The organism is Micromonospora trifolii (assembly GCF_022229005.1).
GTDB classification, from domain to species: domain Bacteria; phylum Actinomycetota; class Actinomycetes; order Mycobacteriales; family Micromonosporaceae; genus Micromonospora; species Micromonospora trifolii.
Window position 1 is genome coordinate 70830 of sequence record NZ_JAKKFD010000038.1, and the last position, 19601, is coordinate 90430.

At 72.9% G+C, this 19601-nt stretch carries 17 protein-coding genes; 6 read left to right on the forward strand and 11 right to left on the reverse strand.

The features are described 5' to 3' along the window. Nucleotides 1-147 precede the first annotated feature (147 nt). Complete coding sequence (locus NIE79_RS23165; protein ID WP_238680554.1) at nucleotides 148-3042, forward strand: helix-turn-helix transcriptional regulator; 2895 nt, start codon at nucleotides 148-150, stop codon at nucleotides 3040-3042. Nucleotides 3043-3082: 40 nt separating this feature from the next. On the opposite strand, the gene NIE79_RS23170 is transcribed toward NIE79_RS23165, so the two are convergent. Beyond that, nucleotides 3083-4801, reverse strand: a complete 1719-nt coding sequence (locus NIE79_RS23170) for a hypothetical protein (protein WP_238680555.1) — start codon at nucleotides 4799-4801, stop codon at nucleotides 3083-3085. Between the two features lie 53 nt (nucleotides 4802-4854). Continuing rightward, on the reverse strand, nucleotides 4855-5850 hold the full coding sequence (gene lipA, locus NIE79_RS23175) for a lipoyl synthase (RefSeq protein WP_091407425.1): 996 nt from the start codon (nucleotides 5848-5850) through the stop codon (nucleotides 4855-4857). Between the two features lie 454 nt (nucleotides 5851-6304). Here lipA and aspS point away from each other — a divergent pair, with 454 nt between their 5' ends. Next, nucleotides 6305-7591, forward strand: coding sequence for an aspartate--tRNA(Asn) ligase (aspS, locus tag NIE79_RS23180; protein ID WP_238680556.1), 1287 nt, complete (start codon nucleotides 6305-6307; stop codon nucleotides 7589-7591). A gap of 49 nt (nucleotides 7592-7640) precedes the next feature. Here the strand turns inward: aspS and NIE79_RS23185 are convergent, their stop codons facing one another. From NIE79_RS23185 to NIE79_RS23205, 5 genes are all read right to left on the reverse strand, one after another. After that, the gene (locus NIE79_RS23185; RefSeq protein ID WP_238680557.1) at nucleotides 7641-8033 is read right to left on the reverse strand and encodes a VOC family protein; all 393 of its coding nucleotides are present in this window, start codon (nucleotides 8031-8033) and stop codon (nucleotides 7641-7643) included. Nucleotides 8034-8081: 48 nt separating this feature from the next. Further along, complete coding sequence (lipB, locus tag NIE79_RS23190; RefSeq protein ID WP_238680558.1) at nucleotides 8082-8723, reverse strand: lipoyl(octanoyl) transferase LipB; 642 nt, start codon at nucleotides 8721-8723, stop codon at nucleotides 8082-8084. A gap of 81 nt (nucleotides 8724-8804) precedes the next feature. Beyond that, nucleotides 8805-8981, reverse strand: coding sequence for a hypothetical protein (locus tag NIE79_RS23195; RefSeq protein WP_238680559.1), 177 nt, complete (start codon nucleotides 8979-8981; stop codon nucleotides 8805-8807). A 2-nt stretch (nucleotides 8982-8983) separates the two neighbouring features. Further along, on the reverse strand, nucleotides 8984-9190 hold the full coding sequence (locus NIE79_RS23200; protein WP_238680560.1) for a hypothetical protein: 207 nt from the start codon (nucleotides 9188-9190) through the stop codon (nucleotides 8984-8986). Nucleotides 9191-9474: 284 nt separating this feature from the next. Next, entirely contained in the window at nucleotides 9475-11307 is a 1833-nt protein-coding gene (locus NIE79_RS23205; protein ID WP_238680561.1) for a DUF6311 domain-containing protein, read from the reverse strand. A gap of 218 nt (nucleotides 11308-11525) precedes the next feature. On the opposite strand from NIE79_RS23205, the gene NIE79_RS23210 reads away from it, so the two are divergent. Then, the gene (locus NIE79_RS23210; RefSeq protein ID WP_238680562.1) at nucleotides 11526-12749 is read left to right on the forward strand and encodes an extracellular catalytic domain type 1 short-chain-length polyhydroxyalkanoate depolymerase; all 1224 of its coding nucleotides are present in this window, start codon (nucleotides 11526-11528) and stop codon (nucleotides 12747-12749) included. Between the two features lie 228 nt (nucleotides 12750-12977). Here the strand turns inward: NIE79_RS23210 and NIE79_RS23215 are convergent, their stop codons facing one another. Continuing rightward, nucleotides 12978-13880, reverse strand: a complete 903-nt coding sequence (locus NIE79_RS23215) for a TIGR01777 family oxidoreductase (RefSeq protein WP_238680563.1) — start codon at nucleotides 13878-13880, stop codon at nucleotides 12978-12980. A 321-nt stretch (nucleotides 13881-14201) separates the two neighbouring features. Between NIE79_RS23215 and NIE79_RS23220 the strand changes: the two genes are divergently transcribed. After that, nucleotides 14202-15053, forward strand: coding sequence for an NmrA family NAD(P)-binding protein (locus tag NIE79_RS23220; RefSeq protein ID WP_238680564.1), 852 nt, complete (start codon nucleotides 14202-14204; stop codon nucleotides 15051-15053). Between the two features lie 30 nt (nucleotides 15054-15083). Here NIE79_RS23220 and NIE79_RS23225 read toward each other — a convergent pair whose 3' ends face one another. After that, a complete protein-coding gene (locus tag NIE79_RS23225; protein ID WP_238680565.1) occupies nucleotides 15084-16082 on the reverse strand; it encodes an aldo/keto reductase in 999 nt (332 codons plus the stop codon). A gap of 56 nt (nucleotides 16083-16138) precedes the next feature. Between NIE79_RS23225 and NIE79_RS23230 the strand changes: the two genes are divergently transcribed. Beyond that, a complete protein-coding gene (locus NIE79_RS23230; protein WP_238680566.1) occupies nucleotides 16139-16525 on the forward strand; it encodes a MerR family transcriptional regulator in 387 nt (128 codons plus the stop codon). On the opposite strand, the gene NIE79_RS23235 is transcribed toward NIE79_RS23230, so the two are convergent. Both NIE79_RS23235 and NIE79_RS23240 read right to left on the reverse strand, forming a co-directional pair. Further along, a complete protein-coding gene (locus NIE79_RS23235; RefSeq protein WP_238680567.1) occupies nucleotides 16480-17016 on the reverse strand; it encodes a hemerythrin domain-containing protein in 537 nt (178 codons plus the stop codon). The genes NIE79_RS23230 and NIE79_RS23235 overlap by 46 nt on opposite strands. 101 nt (nucleotides 17017-17117) lie before the next feature. Then, nucleotides 17118-18455: a low temperature requirement protein A gene (locus NIE79_RS23240; protein ID WP_238680568.1), complete on the reverse strand. Its 1338-nt coding sequence runs from the start codon at nucleotides 18453-18455 to the stop codon at nucleotides 17118-17120. Nucleotides 18456-18607: 152 nt separating this feature from the next. Here NIE79_RS23240 and NIE79_RS23245 point away from each other — a divergent pair, with 152 nt between their 5' ends. Then, complete coding sequence (locus NIE79_RS23245; RefSeq protein ID WP_238680569.1) at nucleotides 18608-19543, forward strand: SDR family NAD(P)-dependent oxidoreductase; 936 nt, start codon at nucleotides 18608-18610, stop codon at nucleotides 19541-19543. Nucleotides 19544-19601: the final 58 nt, after the last annotated feature.

Here is a 19601-nt window from a genome sequence, read left to right on the forward strand (position 1 = left end):
ACGGCCGCCACGTCCGGCGGGCCCGGCGTGGCTGCCACGTCCGCCGCGCCCGTTGGGCTGGCGGCCCGACCCGATCCGACCCCGCCGTCCGGCCGCCGGCCGATCGGCGGGGCCGGCGGGGCGGGCCGCCATGGCATGCTCGAACACGTGACAGTACGCGCCGCCAGCTCCGTCCTCGTCGGACGCCACAGCGAGACCGCAGCGCTGCGGGACGCGCTGGGCCGGGCGCGGGCCGGGGAGCCGACCACGGTGCTGGTCGGCGGCGAGGCGGGCGTCGGTAAGACCCGGCTGCTGGAGGAGTTCGCCGGCTGGGCCACCGACGGCGCGGCGCGGGTGCTCGTCGGCCAGTGCCTGGAGCTGGGCGAGGCGGGCCTGCCGTTCGCGCCGTTCGCCGCCGCGTTGCGCGCTGTGCTCCGCGCCGACGGCCCCGAGGTCTTCGCCGGCTACGAGGCGGAGTTCGCCCCGCTCCTGCCGGAGCTGGGCCGCGCCTCCGCGACGCTGGCCACCCCGCGTGCCGTCCCGCTCAGCGACGCCCCGCGCGGCTACCTGTTCGACCTGGTCGCCGAGCTGTTCCAGCGGCTGGCCGATGCCCGCCCACTGGTCCTGATCATCGAGGACCTGCACTGGGCCGACCGTTCCACCCGCGACCTCATCGGCTTCCTCGTCCGGGCGGCGAGGCCGGGTCGGCTGCTGCTGGTCTGCACCTACCGCACCGACGAGTTGCAGCGCGGGCACCCGTTACGCCCGTTCCTCGCCGAGCTGGATCGGGCGCGGGGCGTGGAGCGGGTCGAGCTGGGTCGCCTGGACCGCGACGGCACCGCCGCGATCCTCGCCGACCTGCTCGGCACCGAGCCGCTCGCCCGTGCCGTCGACGATGTCCACGACCGCACCCAGGGCAACCCCTTCTTCATCGAGGAGTTGGCCGTCGCCGGTGACCCGATCGGCTGCGCGGCGCTCCCCGAGACGCTGCGTGACCTGCTGCTGGCCCGGGTGGACCGGCTCCCCGAGCCGACCCAGCGGGTGTTGCGGATCGCCGCCGCCGGCGGCACCCGTTTCGCCCACGACCTGCTCGCCGAGGTCGCCGGGCTGCCCGAGGCCGAGCTGGAGGACGCGTTGCGCGCCGCCGTCGCCGCCCAGTTGGTGGTGGCCGACCGGGACGGTGACTACGAGTTCCGCCACGCGCTGGTCCGCGAGGCCGTGCACGACGAGTTGCTGCCCGGTGAACATGCCCGGCTGCACGCCCGCTTCGCCGCCGCCATCGAGGCCCAGCCGCACCTGGTGGCCGCCGGCCGGGCCCCGGCCGAGATCGCCCACCACTGGTACGCCGCGCACAACCACCCGAGGGCCCTCGTCGCCGCCCGAGCCGCCGCGTGCGCCGCTGCCGACCGGTACGCGTACGCCGAGCAGCGCCGACTGCTGGAGCGGGCGCTGGAGCTGTGGGAGTTGGTGCCGGACGCCGCCGACCTGCTCGGCATGGATCACCTGGCGTTGCTGGAGCAGACGCTGGCCGCGGCGGTCACGGCCGGCGATTTCAGCCGCGCCATCACGCTGACCCGGGCCGGCCTGGCCGAGGTGGACGCCGACGCCGCACCGCTGCGCGCTGCCCGCCTGCTCAACCAGCGGGGTCGGCTGATGGCCCTGCTCGGCAAGAGTGACGGTCGCCAGGAGCTGAATGAGGCGTACCGGCTGGCCGCCGGCGGCCCCCGTGACGTGGCGCGGGTTCGGCTGCTCGCCGACATCGCCGCGCACCTGGTCAAGATCGACCCCAAGCAGGCGGCCCGGGTGGCTGCCGAGGCTGCCGTGGACGGCGAGGCATTCGGCGAGGACCTGGCGCTGCTGCACACGCGGATCGCCCTGCTCTGCCATGGCCAGCGGGACCTGGAGCGGGGGTTGGCCGAGCTGAGCCAGGCCGAAGCCGTCGTCCGCGAGTCCGGGGACGCCACGGCCCTGGTGCTCGCCCGGGTGTACCAGTCGGACGTGCTCTGCGAGCTGGGCCGCTACGCCGAGTCGGCGCAGGCCGCCGAGGCCGGCGTGGCCGAGGCGCGACGGGTGGGGATCAGCCGCTCCACCGGGGCGTACCTGCTCTCCAACCGGGCCGAGGCGCTCATCGCGCTCGGTCGGTGGGACGAGGCCGAGGCGGTCTGCGCGGAGGCAGCCCGGATCGACCTGTCCGGTGTCACCGGGCTGCACTGGCTCCAGTTGGGCGCCGGGCTGCGGCTGGCCCGCGCCCATCCGGGCGCCGACGAACTGGTCGACCGGGCGCTCACCTTCCTCAACCGGCCGTACCTGTGGCCGAACCACCGCCTGCCCCTGCACGAGTTGGCGATCGAGGCGGCGCTGGCCGCGGACGACAAGGTCGAGGCGGTACGGGCGGCCCGCGTCGCGGTGGCCGACGAGAGCCTGCCGCAGCTTCCCCGGGAGGGGTGGCCGGTGCTTGGCGCCGCCGCGCGTACCGCGGCCCGGGTGGGTGACCGGGAGTTGGCAGCCGCGGTGGCGGCGCTCGCCACCGATTTGCCGGCGCGGCACCCGGCGGCCCGTGCGCACGCCGCCCAGGTCACCGCGCTGCTCGCGGTCGGCGACCAGGCGCTGCCGGCGTGGCGTGCGGCGGTCGACGCGTGGCGGGCCGACGGGCAGCCTTACCCGTTGGGCAGGGCCCTGCTGGCGCTGGCCGAGGCGACCGCCGCGGCCGGGGAACGCGACGAGACGGCGGCGGCGGTCACCGAGGCCACCGAGATCGGCCGGCGGCTGGACGCGACCCCGCTGGTCGAGGCGGCCGCCACCCTGGCGCGGCGGGTCGGCCTGCGTGGTGCCGGACGCGGGGCCGGCGCGGACCTGCTGACCGCTCGGGAGCGGGAGGTGCTGCGCCTGGTGGCCGAGGGGCACAGCAACAGCCGGATCGCCGAGCAGCTGTTCATCTCACCGAAGACGGCAAGCGTGCACGTCTCCCGGATCATCGCGAAGCTGGGTGTGACCAACCGGGTGGAGGCCGCCGCCCTGGCCCACCGCCTCGGCCTGCTCACCGAGGCCGCCGCGCCGCGCTGACGAGAGCACCGGGACGCCGCGCTGACGTGCACCGCCGAGGTCAGCGCGGCAGGTAGATGCGCCAGCCCTCGATGGTGACCAGGTCGAGGCTGCCCGGTGTCGATCGCTGCCGCTCGTCGAGCACCTCCGCCAGCGGCGAGCCGGCCGGCGCGACCCAGGCCGGTGCCGCAGCGCCGTCCACCTCCCGCCGGTACGCGGGGTAGCGGTCGAACCCGGGGCGCAGGGTGTCGTCGACGACGGCGCAGACCACCTGCTCCGCGCTGGCGAAGGTGAGCCGGTTGCAGGTCCAGTAGCCGGCGCGCACGTGCCGTACGCCGAGCTGACGCAGGGTGCTCACCAACTCGGTGTGCCGGGCCTCGGCGGCCCGGGTCGCCGGGACGGTCTGCGCTGCCCGCCAGGTGGCGTGGGCGGCGGTGCCCAGCGTGGCCGCGAGCAACACCACAGCTACCGACCGGGCCAGCGTCGACCCGACGCCGCGCCGGCCGGTCGCCGCCGGACGCAACCCGTGCCGGGCCGCCTCCCACACCGGCCAGAGCAACGCCGGAAGGGAGATGAGCAGGCAGGACAGGTAGCGGGAACTCTCCACCGGGGTGAGCCCGGCGGAACTGCTCACCGTGTACGCGCCGACTGTGGCCACCGCGGCCAGCACGAGCGCCAGCCGGGTCGCCGCCGCCACCCGGGGCGAGACAACATCGGGGCCGACAGCGGCAGATCCAGCCGGGTCCGGTTCGGAGGTGCGCAGGGCCCGCCAGGCGGTGCCGGCGGTGATGGCCAGCAGCAGCGGCAGGGCGAGCGCCCACCACAGTTGCCAGGTGGCGCACTGGCCGGGAGCGCAGAAGCCCATGCCCAGCGGCGGGCCGAGCACCAGGCCGCCGTGCAGCCGGTCCGGCCAGCCCGCTGTGGCGTTCGCACCGCCGGCCGCGAGCACGGCGTGCAGCGGGTTGTGCCCGGTCAGCAGGCTGTGCACCAGCAGTGGAGCCGCCCCCAGCACGGCCGCCGCCCCGAGCAGCGCCCCAGCGGCACCCCACAGCTCCCGGCGGCAGAACCCGACGAGAACCGCGCCGGTAGCCGCGACGTACGGCAGCACGAGCGGGTCGACCCAGATCATCAGCCCGGCCAGGAATCCCCACCCGGCCCAGCGCGCCAACCGCCGGCCGGGTCGCCCGGCGTCGGCCGTCGGCCCGTCGGATCGCCCGGCGTCGGCCCGTCGCCGCCCCGGCCGATCGGTGGCCAGATCCACGGCGAGCAGGGCCAGCGCCGCCCCGGCGGCGTTCATCTCGGGGTAGCCGCCGCCGGCGATCAGCTGGTTCTTGACGATCCGGTCGGAGCCGAGGGCCAGCAGTGCCACCATCAGCAGCCCGAACCACCGGTCCCCGGTCAGCCGCAGCGTCAACCGCCAGGCCAGCAGCAGGAACAGCGCGTACAGGGCCAGCGTGGGCAGGCGCAGCCCGAGCAGCGACGGCCCACCGGCGAGGGCGAACACCGGCGCGGCCAGGTACGCCTCCAGCGTGCCCATGTACTGCTGGCCGTAGAACCAGACCGGGAAGCCCTCGCCCCGGGCGATGTGCAGCGCGGCCAACCCCATGGTGGCCTCGTCGCTGTTGGTCGGCGGGGCGGCGTGCACCAGCAGCCAGAGCCGGTAACCCACCCCGGCGAGCACCGCCAACCCGGTGAGCCAACCGACCAGGCCGGGGCGTGCGCCGGGTCGCGGGCGGGGCGAGTCCGCGCCGCGCGGCTGCTCGCGTACGCCGACGGTCATCACAGGATCATGACACCCGGGCGCCGAACGGCCGCGCGGCGCTGCCGGCGACGTCAGCTGGCGGTGGCGACCGAGGCGGCGGCGCGGGCGTCGATGGCCTGCTTGTAGAGCCGACCGGCCCGGTACGACGAACGCACCAGCGGCCCGCTCATCACCCCGGCGAAGCCGATCTCCTCGGCCTCCTCGCGCAGCTCCACGAACTCCTCCGGCTTGACCCAGCGGGTCACCGGGTGGTGCCGGGGGGAGGGGCGCAGGTACTGGGTGATGGTGATCAGCTCGCAGCCGGCCTCGTGCAGGTCGCGCAGCGCCTGCGACACCTCGGCCCGCTCCTCGCCCATGCCCAGGATGAGGTTGCTCTTGGTGACCAGGCCGTCGGCGCGGGCCTGGCGGATCACGTCCAGCGAGCGGTCGTAGCGGAACGCCGGCCGGATGCGCTTGAAGATGCGCGGCACTGTCTCCACGTTGTGGGCCAGCACCTCGGGGCGGGAGCTGAAGACCTCGGCCAACTGCTCGGGGACGGCGTTGAAGTCCGGGATCAGCAGCTCGACGCCGCAGCCGGGCTGGAGGGCGTGGATCTGTCGCACGGTCTCGGCGTACAGCCAGGCGCCGCCGTCGGGCAGGTCGTCGCGGGCGACACCGGTGATGGTGGCGTACCGCAGCCCCATCGAGACCACCGACTCGGCGACCCGACGCGGCTCGTCGGCGTCGAACTCGGCCGGCTTGCCGGTGTCGATCTGGCAGAAGTCGCAGCGCCGGGTGCACTGGTCACCGCCGATGAGGAAGGTCGCCTCCCGGTCTTCCCAACACTCGTAGATGTTGGGGCAGCCGGCCTCCTGGCAGACGGTGTGCAGCCCTTCGCGCGAGACGAGCCCGCGCAGCTGGGTGTACTCCGGGCCCATCTTGGCCTTGACCTTGATCCATGGCGGTTTGCGCTCGATCGGCGTCTCGGCGTTGCGCGCCTCGATCCGCAGCAGGCGTCGCCCCTCGGGGGCCGCCGTTGCGGTGCGCGCTGCCTGGCCGGTCGTCGGCGCGGAGTGCTCGATCGTCACGAAAATGAGCCTACGCCGGACGGCGGGTGTCTATGTGCGTCAGGCGACCGGCGTCACGCCCCGAACGTTGTGACGCCGGACACCGGCCGGTCGGAAAAGGGCGTCACAGACGGGGGAATCGGGTGCTACGGTCCCCGGCAACAGCGACGACGGAGCCGAGTAGTGCCCCGACCCGCCAGTGCAGAGAGCCGCCGGTGCTGAGAGGCGGTCTGGCGCCGGGGCGCGAAGACCCTCCCGAGCTGCGGGAAGAACGGCCGCGGGTCATCCGCGCCCAGTAGAGCCCGCCCGGCTGGCCCCGGTCATCAGGCGACGAACGAGGCCCCCGCTTCGGCGGGGGTGAAGGTGTGGTGGCACCGCGAGGTTCCCGCTCGCCCACACCTCCCTGGGGCTGATGCGACGCTTTCGCCACCCCAGGGCGGCGACGGCGTGGCGATCGACCGAGGAGCAGCCCGCCATGCAACGAACCCTGTCCCAGCACCTGCCCGCCAGGATCGGCACGACAGTGCGGATCGCCGGCTGGGTGCACCGCCGCCGACTGCTCAAGTCGGTGGCCTTCCTGATCGTGCGCGACGCCACCGGCCTGGCCCAGGTGGTCGTCACCGACCCGGCCGTCCGCGCCGAGCTGGAGAAACTCACCGAGGAGACGGTCGTCGAGGTCACCGCGACGGCCACCGCGAACGGCACGGCGCCCGCCGGGGTCGAGCTGACCGACCCGACGGTACGTCCCCTCGGGTCGCCCGCCGTGCCGCCACCGTTCGACCTGTACCGGCCGGCACTCACCGCGAGCCTGCCCACCCAGCTGGACAACGCGCCCACCGCGCTGCGGCACCCCACCCGGTCGGCCGCGCTGCGGATCTCGGCGGCCGCGGTGGCCGGGTTCCGGGCCGCACTCGACGCCCAGGACTTCGTGGAGGTCCACACGCCGAAGGTGGTCAGCTCCAGCACCGAGAGCGGGGCGAACGTGTTCGCGCTGGACTGGTTCGGCCGACCCGCCTACCTGGCCCAGTCGCCGCAGTTCTACAAGCAGCTGATGGTCGGCGTCTTCGAACGCGTCTACGAGGTGGGGCCGGTCTTCCGGGCCGAACCGCACGACACCGTCCGGCACCTCGCCCAGTACACGTCGCTCGACGCGGAGCTGGGCTTCGTCACCGACCACCGGGACGTGATGCGCGTGCTGCGCGACACAGTGGCCGGGATGCTGGACGCGGTGAGCGGGCGGGCCGGCGACGCCCTGGCGACGCTCGACGTCACACCGCCGCAGGTGCCGGCGCAGATCCCGGCGGTGCACTTCACCGAGGCGCTGACGATCGCCGGCGCGCCCGCCGACGAGCCGGACCTCGCGCCCGCCCACGAACGGGCGCTGGGCGAGTGGGCAGTGCGCGAACACGGGTCGGACTTCCTCTTCGTCACCGGCTACCCGATGGCGAAGCGACCCTTCTACACCCACCCGGACCCGACGCGGCCCGCGTACTCGAACGGGTTTGACCTGCTCTTCCGTGGCCTGGAGCTGGTCACCGGCGGGCAGCGGCTGCACCGGCACGCCGACTACCTGGCGGCGTTGGCGGCCCGGGGTGAGCCGGTCGAGCCGTACGCCGGCTACCTGGACGCGTTCCGGCACGGCATGCCACCGCATGGTGGCTTCGCCATCGGCCTGGAACGGTTCGTGGCCCGGCTGGTCGGCGCGGCGAACGTCCGGGAGGTCACCGCGTTCCCGCGTGACCTGCACCGCCTGACGCCCTAGGAGGTGCGCCCCGCCGGCCCACTCGATCGGGGAGAGGGTCGGCGGGGGCTCAGGCGCGGCCGAGCAGGTCCCAGAGATTGCCGGCGATGTCGCGGAAGACGGCGACCCGGCCGTACGGCTCGGTGCGTGGCGGCCTGACGAACTCGACGTGCATCTCGACCATCCGGCGGTAGGTGGCGTCGAAGTCGTCGACCTGGAGGAAGAACCCGACGCGGCCGTGGGTCTGGTCGCCTACCGCGGACTCCTGCCGCTCACCGTCGGCCTGGGCCAGCAGCAGCCCGGTGCCGCCACCCGGCGGGCGGACCACCACCCAGCGCTTCGGCCGCCCGTCGTTGGTCAGCGACGGGGTGTCCTCGGCCAGCTCGAAGCCGAGGACGTCGGTGAAGAAGGCGATGGCCGGGTCGTACTCGCTGACGACGACGGTAACAAGATCGATCTGCACCGACCGAGGGTAGGCCGACCGTCGGTCACCGCGGCGCGCGGCCGGGTCTCAGATCGTGACGAGGGTGGAGAGTCGGCGCTCGACCACCGGCAGCACGTCGGCGACGCTGATCGGGCGGCCCAGCTCGGCGGTGAGCGAGGTGACGCCCGCGTCCCGGATGCCGCACGGCACGATCCGGTCGAAGTACGTCAGGTCGCAGTCGCAGTTGATCGAGAAGCCGTGCAGGGTGACGCCCCGGGCCACCCGGATGCCGATGGCCGCCACCTTGCGGGCCGGCCCCCGCTCGTCCTCGGGCACCCAGACCCCGCTGCGTCCCTCGACCCGGCCGGCGGTCAGCCCGAACTCGGCGCACACGTCGATGAGCAGCTCTTCGGTCCGACGCACGTAGGCGACCACGTCCACCGGGTCGGGCAGGCGCAGGATCGGGTAGCCGACGAGCTGCCCCGGCCCATGCCAGGTGATCTTGCCGCCGCGGTCCACGTCGACGACCGGAGTGCCGTCCATGGGTCGGTCCCACGGTTCGGTGCGCTTGCCCGCGGTGTAGACGCTCGGGTGCTCCAGCAGCAGCACTGTGTCGCCGCGCTCGCCAGCCACCACCGACTCGTGCAGGCGCCGCTGCTCGTCCCAGGCGGCCTGGTAGTCGAGCAGGCCGGCACGGACGGCCGTCAGGCCGGGGGTCGTCGTCGTCACGGCAACCAGCCTAGTCCCGCTAACGGCGATCATCCCTGGTGAGCCGCCTCACCGGGCGGGCCCGCCGAGACTCGCCCGACCTCAGTCGCTCGGTGCCGGGGCGGCCGAGCGACGGCGGCGCAGATGGCGGACGACGAGAGCGACCGCGAGCAGCGTCGGCACGCCCAGCGTCAGGTGGACCCAGAGCGGGGCGGCGAACGGCGACGGCCGGGGCTCCGACCCACCGAACGCGGCCCCGGTCAGCAGGTCGCCCGGCACCATCAGGTTGGTCGGGGCCCGGCGCAGCCGTCGAAGGCGAGCAGCGCGAGCCGCCGGCCGTCGGGAGGCCAGGCGGCCGGGCCGGCCAGCATCCGCCGGTCGCCCAGGTCGACCTGCCAACGAGGGCCGCCACCCGCCGGGTCGACGACCACCAGTCGTTGGCGCTCGGCGAGTTGGGCCGGCACGTCCGGCCAGCCGGTGACCGCCACCAGGTCGCCACCGGGTGACCAGGCCGCTGCGGTGTGCGCGGCGAAGGTGCCGATGTCGATGACCCGCTCGGTGCCCTGGTACGGGTCGACGACGAGCAGGTCGTCGGGCTTCTCCGGGTCGTTCAGCTGCTGGTCGTGGCCGTGGCGGGTGGCGCGCCGAGCGCGACGAGCCCCAGCGCGAACCCGGCCACGGCGGCACGCCGCAATCGCCCGCCGGTCAATTTCATCGGCCCATTAGACGCGATGGCGGCCGGTCGTGATGCCCCGGCTGGCCGCGTCGCTGTCTACCGATCGGCAGGGGGGATGCGCCAGAGCCAGACGTCGTCGACCCGTTGCGGCTCACCGAACAGGGCGGTGCCGGTACGCAGCAGCGCCCCCTCGTCGACCTCGAACTTCGCGCCGTGCACCTCGTCGGCGAGCACCACAGTCTCGATGCGCCAGTGCCGCAGGTCCGACTGGACCTCCCGGATCGTCCCGTCGGTGACGATGGGGACCAGCCCGGTGCGCCCGGCCTGGTCCATCAACGCGCTCAGCGTGCGCGGCACCGGGCCGATCCGGCCCCGCCCGTCCGGCCCGCCGGGGCCGAGGAAGAAGCCACCCGGGATGGCGAACTCGCCCTGCCGGTGCGACAACGCGTACGCCTGCCAGCGCTGGCCGTCCGGGTAGATGTCCACAGTCAGCGGCACCGGGGTCAGCACCCCGTCGGGTGAGACGTAGTCCCGCCACGTGCCGGAGGTGATGAAGCGCGGGATCGGCTCCCGCTCGTCGGTCAGCAGCGGGGTGGGCAGCAGCGGCACCAGGGCCACCGCGAAACCGAGCAGCCAGGCCAGCTCCGTGGAGCGGTGCCGGGGTGGTGCGGCGCGCAACTGGTCGACGACGTACGCCAGCAACAGCCCGACCACCGGCGCGACAACCAGCGCCAGCCGGGCCGGTAGCGCGGCGTTCACCACCGGCAGTTGTCCGACCAGGTCGAACGGCATGGGCAGATCGGTGCGTCGGCCGTCGACCTTGGCGACGGGCCCGAAGGAGAGCACCGTGAAGATCAGCGCGAGGGCGCCCAGCGCCCAGAGGGTGGCCCGGCGGTGCGGGTCGGCGCGCCGCCAGAGCACGACGAAACAGACCACTGTGAGCACCAGCAGCGGGATGCCGAAAAACGAGTTCTCCTCGGTCGGGTTCGGCGCCAGCGAGGTGCCCAGTCCGGCCTCGCCGGCCAGCGAGCGGCGCGGGAAGGCGGCGAACGCCGCGATGTCCTCGGAGTGGATGACCGGGTCGAAGCCGGTGCCGTGGAACCGTTGCGGCCCGGCGAAGTGCAACCACAGGGGGTACGACAGCAGCACCCCGGCGACCACTGCGGTCACCCCGAGCCCGCGAAGGAAGTTGGGCAGCGCGGCGCGGGCCTCCACCCGGTTGGCCGGGTGCAGCGCCCAGATGGCGACGAACACCCCCAGCGCCAGCGCGGTGAAGAAGAGCCCCTCGGCGGCGATCGAGAAGGCCACCGCGACCAGCACGCCGAGGATCAGCCCGTCGCGCAGCCAGTGCCCGGCGCGGCGCAGCGCGAACAGCCGCCAGATCAGCAGCGGCACCAGCCAACCGGCGGTCCAGTTCAGGTGCGCGTTGGCGTGCGACACCATGCCGGGGGAGTAGGCGATGAACAGGGCGCCGACCCCGGCGGCCAGCCGGCTGCGGACCAGGTGCCGGGAGAGCAGCCAGTACCAGACCAGGGCGGTGGCGAGCAGGTTCAGGGTGAGGATCACCAGGAACGTCGCCGGCGGCCCGATCAGGTACGTGAGCGGAGCGAAGACCACCGCGTACACAGTGATTGTCGTGTTCACCGCGAGGTTCACGCCGTCCGGGACGTTGATCAGGTAGGTGAAGAGCGGGTTGTCCCAGTGGGTGACCGCGTGCCCGCCGAAGGCCAGCAGCCATTCGAACAGCGCCTGGTCGCTGGAGTTGACGGTGATCGTGCGGACGTTCGGGTCCCGCCACAGCCCACTGGTCACCCAGACGGCGAGCGCGAGCGCCACCAGCACGACGATCAGGTCGGCCCGGCGGTCCCGGACGGCGCGCGGCGGTGACGCGGGTGCGGGCCCGGTGGCCAGCGACGGGGAGGACGGCACGCAGCGGACGTTACCAACCGGACCTGGACGGGCCGGTCAGACCTGCAAGGACGGGACCGTTGGGGACGGATTCGGCCCACCACGTCGACGGTTTGACGTACACAGCGTCCGTCGTGAATGTGTGAGTGTGCCCCATGTCATAGCGGCGACACATCGTCGTAACGTCACGGCAACTCGACCGTGACCCAGTTCACAGTCCGCCCCCTCAGGAGGCCGCCGTGCGCCGCTCCTCGTCCACCCTCACCCGGCTGCTCGGTGCGGTCGCCGGGCTCGCCCTCGCCGTAGCGGGCGCGGTCGCCGTCGCCGCACCAGCCCAGGCCGCCACGCTCACCCAGGTGACCGGGTTCGGCTCCAACCCCGGCAACCTCGCCATGTACGCCTACCGGCCGGACGGCCTGCCGGCCAACTCCCCGGCCGTCGTCCTGCTGCACGGCTGCACCCAGAACGCCTCCGGCTACTTCGCCAACTCCGGCTGGCAGAAGTACGCCGACCAGTGGAAGTTCGCCCTGATCGTCGCCCAGCAGCCCTCCGGCAACAACGCCAACTCCTGCTTCAACTTCTTCGAGGCGGGCGACACCACCCGGGGTCAGGGCGAGGCGCTGTCCATCAAGCAGATGGTCGACCACGCCAAGGCGAACTTCGCGGTGAACGGCTCCCGGGTCTACGTCAGCGGACTCTCCGCCGGTGGGGCGATGAGCGCTGTCATGCTGGCCACCTACCCGGACGTCTTCGCTGCCGGATCGATCATCGCGGGCATCCCGTACCGCTGCGCCACCAGCATGGTCAATGCGTTCAGCTGCATGAACCCGGGTGCGGACAAGACCCCGGCCGCCTGGGGCGACCTGGTCCGTGGCGCGTACTCCGGCTACACCGGCCCGCGCCCCCGGGTGGCCATCTGGCACGGCACCTCGGACACCACTGTCACCCCGCTCAACGGCACCGAGTCCCGCGACCAGTGGACCAACGTGCGGGGCGTGTCGCAGACCCCGACCAGCACCTCGTCGCTGCCCGCCAACACCAGCCTCGAGGTGTACGGCAACGACGACGTGCGGCTCTACCGGGTCTCCGGGATGGGCCATGGCACCCCGGTCGACCCGGGCTCGGCGGCCGAGCAGTGCGGCACCGCTGGCGCGTACTTCCTGGACACCATCTGCTCGACGTACCGTGACGCGCTCTTCTTCGGTCTGAACGGCGGCGGAACCAACCCGACCCCGACCCCGACGGCCACCCTCACCCCCACGCCGACCCCGACGGTCACCCCGACCACGCCGCCGACCTGCGTGACGGCCAGCAACTACGCGCATGTGGCGGCCGGTCGGGCGTACCAGTCCGGCGGCTACGCCTACGCCAACGGCTCCAACCAGCGCATGGGCCTGTACAACACCTTCTACACCAGCGCCCTCAAGCAGACCGCCCCCAACCACTGGGTAATCGGCTGCTGAGCGAGGGCTCCACCCCGCACCGACACCCGTGTTGATCAAGAGGTTTGCGTCAGATTCCGGCCTTCGGATGACGCAAACCTCTTGATCAACTGCGTTGGGGCGTCGGCGAGGTCCATGATCCACTCCTGTTCACGGAAGTCGGGGCATCCGGGACGCCGGGATGCCCCGACATCAAGGAAGCCGAGTCGATCATGCCGGCCCGCCACGTGGGCGGGAGCGCGACGCGGGTTAGGGGGTTGTCAGGGCCGCTTTCAGGGCGGCGGGGAGGGTGGGGTGCTGGTAGGGGTAGGCGGCTCTCGCCAGGACTCCGGGGAGGACCCGGGTGCTGGTGAGGGCCTCGTGGGCGAAGCCGCCGAGGACCACCTTGAGCGCCAGCGCGGGGATCGGGATGATCGCCGGGCGGTGCAGCTGCCGGGCCAGCTCGCGGGTGAACTCGACGTTCGTCACCGGGTTCGGCCCCACCACGTTCACCGGGCCGGCGACCTCGTCGTGGTCCAGCAGGAAGCGGGTCGCGTTCAGCCAGTCGGCCATCGAGATCCACGGCAGCCACTGCCGGCCGCTGCCCAGCCGGCCGGCGATGCCCAGCTTGAACGGCAGCAGCTGCGGCTTGAGCAGCCCGCCGTCGCGGTCCAGCGGCAGACCGGTACGCAGCCGGACCACGCGTACCCCGGCGTCCTCGGCGGGCCGGGTCGCGGCCTCCCACACCCGGCAGACGTCGGCCAGGAAGCCCTCGCCGGCCGGCGCGTCCTCCTCGACCGCCCGGTCGCCCGTGTTGCCGTACCAGCCGACCGCCGATGAGTTGAGCAGCACCCGGGGTCGGTCCGCGGCGGGCAGCCCGGCGATGGTGGTCGCCAGCGTGGTGGTGCTGTCCACCCGGCTGGTGCGGATCAACCGGCGGTAGTCGTCGTTCCAGCGTTTGTCGCCGACGCCCGCGCCGGCCAGGTTGACCACGGCGTCGGCCTCGGCGACCACGGCCGGGTCGAGCTGCCCGGCGGCCGGGTCCCACCGACGCTCCTGCGAGTCGCGCGGCGACCGACGGACCAGCCGGGTGATCTGGTGCCCGTCCGCCGCGAGCCGGTCGGCCAGCCGGGTGCCGAGGAAGCCGGACGCGCCGGCCAGAAGGATCCGCATACCCCCATCTTCGTTCACGACGGCGCCGGCGGATGCGCGGCGCGGCCAACGCGCCGGCTGCGGGACGTACCGGCGACGAAAAATTGCGCGGACCGCCGAGAAGCGCGGAAAACGCAGGTCAACGGCTGTTCCGGGTACGAAAAAGGGCTGCCGCGCGCATTCGGGGCCGGTCGCGTTTGCACAGGTCAGAGCGAACGTGAATGCGGTGTTCGCGATTGCTTTCCGGCATCGATCTGGCTGACCATGAGCCATCCGAGAGTGCCCCCGTTTGGCGGGGTCGACTCACCGTGCCCGCCGTCGGGCGACAGCCGAGGAGGAACCATGCCGATCCTGGTGACCGGAGCGACCGGAACCGTCGGAGGCAGCCTGGTCCGGCAACTGGTGGCCGCCGGCCACGACGTACGCGCACTGACCCGCGATCCCGCGTCGCCGGCGGCCGCCGCGCTGCCCAGCGGCGTGGAGGTGCTGGCGGGCGACTTCGCCAGGCCCGACACGCTGGCGCCGGCGCTGCGCGGCGTGACGCGCATGCACCTGGTCGCCATGGATGGGTACGGACCGCTGAGCACCGGGGCGGAGATCCTGGAACTGGCCCGGAAGGCCGGGGTCCGCCGGGTCACCCACCTCGGTCACAACGATCCGAGCCGAGCCGACGACGACCCGCTCGAGGCCCCGCACCGGCCGCTGCACCGGGCGATCGAGAACTCGGGTCTGGAGTGGACACACGTGTTTCCCGGCGAGTTCATGGCGAACACTCGGGACTGGGCCCCCGCCATCCGGGCCGAGGGGGTGGTCCGCGCGCCGTTCGGTGACTGGAACAGCGCCCTGGTCCACGAGGCGGACATCGCCGCGGTCATCCTGGCGGCGCTCACCGACGACGGCCATGCCGGTCAGGTCTACCAGCCGACCGGCCCGGAGCCGGTCCGGCGCCGGGACGCGGTCGAGATGATCGGTGCGGCGATCGGCCGCCCGGTGCGGTTCGACGAATTGACCCCCGAGCAGGCCCGGGAGTACTGGAAGGACGACTATCCGGCCGAGGTGATCGAGTGGTTCCTGGAGATGGGGCGGTATCTCGACGGCAACGCGTGGGTCGCCCCGGACGTCGAGCAGGTGACCGGCCGCCCCGGGCGCACGTTCCGGCAGTGGGCCGTCGAGCACGCTGACGACTTCCGCTGACGACGCCCGGGGCGTGGACCGGCCCGGCGGTCAGGCCGCGGGAGCCGAACGAAGGTCGGTGAGGAGGCGCTCCACCTCGGCGTAGGACTCGGGGCTCAGCGGTCCACGCTCCAGTGTGGCCAGGTTCTCGTCGGCTTGGGCGACAGTGCGTAGGCCGGGGATCGGCACGGTACGGGGGCTGCGCGCCAGCAGCCAGCCGAGCGCGCCCTGCGCCAGGGTGCGGCCGTCGGCGGTGAGCGCCTCGCGGACCTGGTCGACCCGGGCCGCCCAGCGTGGCGTCGGTCGGCCGTCGGTGAACCACTCCAGCCAATCCGGCGCCCGTCCGCGCACATCGTCGGCCCCGACCGCGCGGGTCGACCCGGTGAGCAGCCCCATCGCCAACGGCCCACGGTTGAGGCTGGCCAGGTCGTGCTTGTCGCAGACCGCCAGCACTGCCGCGTTGTCGCGCAGCACCGACTCGTCGTGCTGTATCGCCGTGCAGTGCGGGCCGGCAGCCGCGAACGCCTCTGCCGAGGACGGGTCGTCTGTGCTCCAGCCGTACGCGCGGATCTTGCCCTGGTCGACCAGGGCCTCCAGGGTGTCGACCAGATCGAGCGCGGCGGGCACCGGCAGTTCGTTGATGTGCAGTTGGTAGAGGTCGACGTAGTCGGTGCCGAGCCGGCGCAGCGACTCGTCCAGGCTGCGCACCGCGAAGGCAGGGCTGGCGTCGGTGCCGAGCGCCCGCCGGGTGCTCTCCTCGCTGACGTTGCCGAACTTGGTGGCGATCACCACGCTGTCCCGCCGCCCGGCCACTGCGCGACCGAGGATCCGCTCGCTGTGCCCGGCGCCGTAGTTGCTGGCGGTGTCGAACAGGGTCACCCCGAGGTCGAGTGCCCGGTGGATGGTGCGGATCGACTCGTCGTCGTCCACCTCACCCCAGCCGAACGGCTGCCCGTCGTCACCCCAGAGCGGGCCGCCGATGGCCCAGCACCCCATTCCGATAGCGCTCACCGTGATGCCGCTGCGTCCCAGCGTCCGTGTCGTCGTCATGGTCACCAGCCTCCAACCTGGAGCGCGCTCCAGGTCAAGCACTACCATCTCGCGACATGAGCGGTTACGCCCCCTCGGAGGCCGCCCGCCGCAGCGGCTTCAGTCTGGACACTCTGCGGTACTACGAGAAGATCGGCCTCCTCGCTGACGTGGAGCGGACGACAGGCGGGCAGCGGGTCTTCACCGACGACGACCTCGGCTGGCTGGTGCTGTTTCGCTGCCTGCGCGACACCGGGATGCCGATCGCGCAGATGCGCCGCTACGCGCAACTGGCCCGCGACGGCGAGCACACCACCGACGAGCGGCACGAGCTGCTGTGCCACCACGCGGCGCGGGTCGAGGAGCAGATGCGCCTGCTCCAGCGCCAGTACGACCACCTCCGGGAGAAGATCCGCTTCTACGAGCGGCTGCCCGGCACGACACCGGGGTCGGAACCCGACTGAAGGAAACCGGGCCTGGCCAGGCCGAGTAGTTCCTCGGTCGTACCGGTTCGACCGGTGAGCGCGTTCAGGGCCGTGACCAGCCGCTTCTCCTCGTAGCGGAAGTGCGACTCCAGCAGGGCGGCCAGCCCGCCCAGCTCGGCGCGCACCTGGGCGACCGGCACCGCCGCGTCGCCGCTCAGCAGTGCCTCGACCCGTTCCAGGATCCCCGCCACGACCTCGTGATCGGTGATCAGGTTGTCGATGACCGGGCGCAGCTCGGGGGCCTCCTCGGCCAGCAACCGGAACGCGCCAGCGTCCTCGCCGGTGTGGTGTCGGCCGAGCGCGGCGCAGAAGGTCAGACAGTGCGCCCGCAGGTCCCGGGACGGGGTGTCGAGGCTTGCCTGGAGCCGGGCCAGTTCCGCGCTGAGCCAGAGGTGGATTTCGATCATCTGATTGCCGACGGCGGCGAGCCGGCCGGCCGGTGAACCGGTTGGGTGCACGTTTCGTCCCATGCTGTCCCCGCGCCTCCATGCCCACGGCGGCCTTCGGGCCGGGTGCACTGCGACGCTGCGCCGAAGTCTAGGGCCGGCCGGTCACGCCCCAAAACCCGCGGTCACGGAGTGGTCGGTTCGTCGGTCTCCCGGACGTCGTGCCAGCGCGCGCGCCAGGCGGCCTCGTGGGCCTCGTGGGTGGTCCGCTCCTGGAAGACGGCGGCCCGCAGGGCGTGCCGGGACTGCGCCATCACCGTCACCTCCACGGCCACCAGCGCCACGCAGATCACTGTCGCGAGGGTGAGCGCCCCCAGCGCCGGCAGGTGCTGACCGACCGGAAGGGCCGCCGTGAGCACCACTATGACGCCGACGCGGGTCCAGCTGACGGTGTGCAGGGTGCGTAGCTGGAAGAGCAGGTTGACGGCGAAATAGCAGATCAACCCGCCGAAGAGCATCGGCACCGCCGGCCCCTCGACCTTCTCGGTGATCCCGCCGGCCGGGTCGGTGATCTTGTGCAGGACCTCCTCGTTGCCGATCGAGAAGAGGATCACCCCGGCGATCATCGGCAGGTAGAGATAGGCGTACGCGTCGCGGGCCATCGCCACCCGGGGGGCGCCCTCCGCCGCGTGCAGGGCGATCCGGGCGGCCGGCCCGATGAAGTCGAAGTGCGCCCACCAGAGGGCGGCGGTGACCACGATGCCGAGCGCGGCGGCGGCCACCGCCGGCCAGGTGACCGGCTTGCCGAGCAGGTTGCCGCCCACGCCCGTCGAGATGATCGACTCGCCCAGCGCGATGATCAGGATGAGGTCGTAGCGCTCCGTCCAGTGCTCGGCGCTGGTCACCCCCCAACCCCAGGTCCCGACGATGAAGCCGGTGGCGTACTGCACCACCACCACCGTGATCCACAGCCCGTCGCGGACCAGGGCCGCCCGGTCGGGGTCGGTGATCTGCGGCGGGATGAGCGCGGCGGCCAGCAGCAGCACGATGCTCACCGCCAGCTCCGGGGCGAACCGCCGCAGTTGTCGCCGCTCCTGCGGGCTGTCCCGCACCACGTGCTGATACAGGATCATGTGTACGGCCCGGACCACGACGTAGCTGATGGCCACCAGCATCGGGCCGGCGGCGCTTCCCTTCGGGTCGTTGAAGGCCTGCGGCAGCGCCAGCGCGAACGCGAACAGGGCGACCATCGCGATCACCATGAGCACCGGGACGTAGCCCTCGCCGAGCCGGACCCGGGTGGCGACCAGGCTGTGCACCACCCAGATCCACCAGAGCACGGCGAGCACCAGGGCAGCGTGCAGCAGCTGCCGACCGGAGATGTTCGCGGCGGTGGCCCGGGTGATGATGAAGAACGAGAAGACGAAGACCAGGTCGAAGAAGACCTCGAACTTGTCCACCCGGGCGCCCGGGGCGATCGGGACGGCCGGTCCCAGCTGTCCACCCCGCCGGTAACCGCCCACGATCCCACTCTGGCAGCGTCCGGGCTGGTCGGAGGCCCGAACGGCGATGGCGACGGGTCCGGCGTTACCTCTGGCCCGGCTCGGGGAAACACCGGGGCCACGGCCTCCCGCAGCGGGCCGGTCGATCCGCCCACCCCGGACAAGGATGGACAATGACGACCAACAACCCGATCACCACTTCGTTCACCCCTCACTCCACGGCCATGGACGTGATCCAGGGCGTGGACCTCGTCGGGCGGCGGGCGATCGTCACCGGCGGGTCCTCCGGGATCGGCGTGGAGACGGCCCGCGCCCTGGCCAGCGCCGGCGCGGAGGTCACCCTGGCCGTCCGCAACCCGGACGCGGGTCAGCAGGCCGCCAACGACATCACCGGCACCACCGGCAACGACAACGTCCTGGTCGCCCCGCTCGACCTCGCCGACCAGGGTTCGGTCGCCGACTTCGTGGCCAACTGGGACGGCCCGGTGCACATCCTGGTCAACAACGCCGGCATCATGGCTGCACCCCTGTCCCGCACCCCGCAGGGCTGGGAGATGCAGTTCGCCACCAACCACCTGGGGCACTTCGCGCTCGCCACCGGGCTGCGCCCGGCACTCGCCGCCGGCGACGGAGCCAGGATCGTCTCGGTCAGCTCCACCGCCCACCTGCGCTCACCGGTGGTCTTCGAGGACATCCAGTACGACAACCGGGAGTACGAGCCGTGGCAGGCGTACGGGCAGTCCAAGACGGCCAACGTGCTGTTCGCCGTTGAGGCCACCCGGCGCTGGGCCGACGACGGCATCCTCACCAACTCGCTGATGCCCGGCGCGATCCGGACCAACCTCCAGCGTTACGTCAGCGAGGAGGAACTGAACCGGCTGCGCGCCGGTAACGCGGCGACCTGGAAGACCGTCGAGCAGGGTGCCGCCACCTCGGTGCTGGTCGCCGCCTCACCGCTGCTCGACGGGGTCGGCGGGCGCTACTTCGAGGACTGTCAGGAGGCCGCCCCCAACGAGCCCGGTGGGCGGACCGGAGTCGCGGCGTACGCGCTGGACCCGGAGGCCGCCGAGCGGCTCTGGCAGGTCTCGACCGCCCTGCTCAAGGGCTGAGGACCACAGACGAGAGGGCGCCCCGGTCGGTGACCGGGGCGCCCTCTCGGCGTTGCGG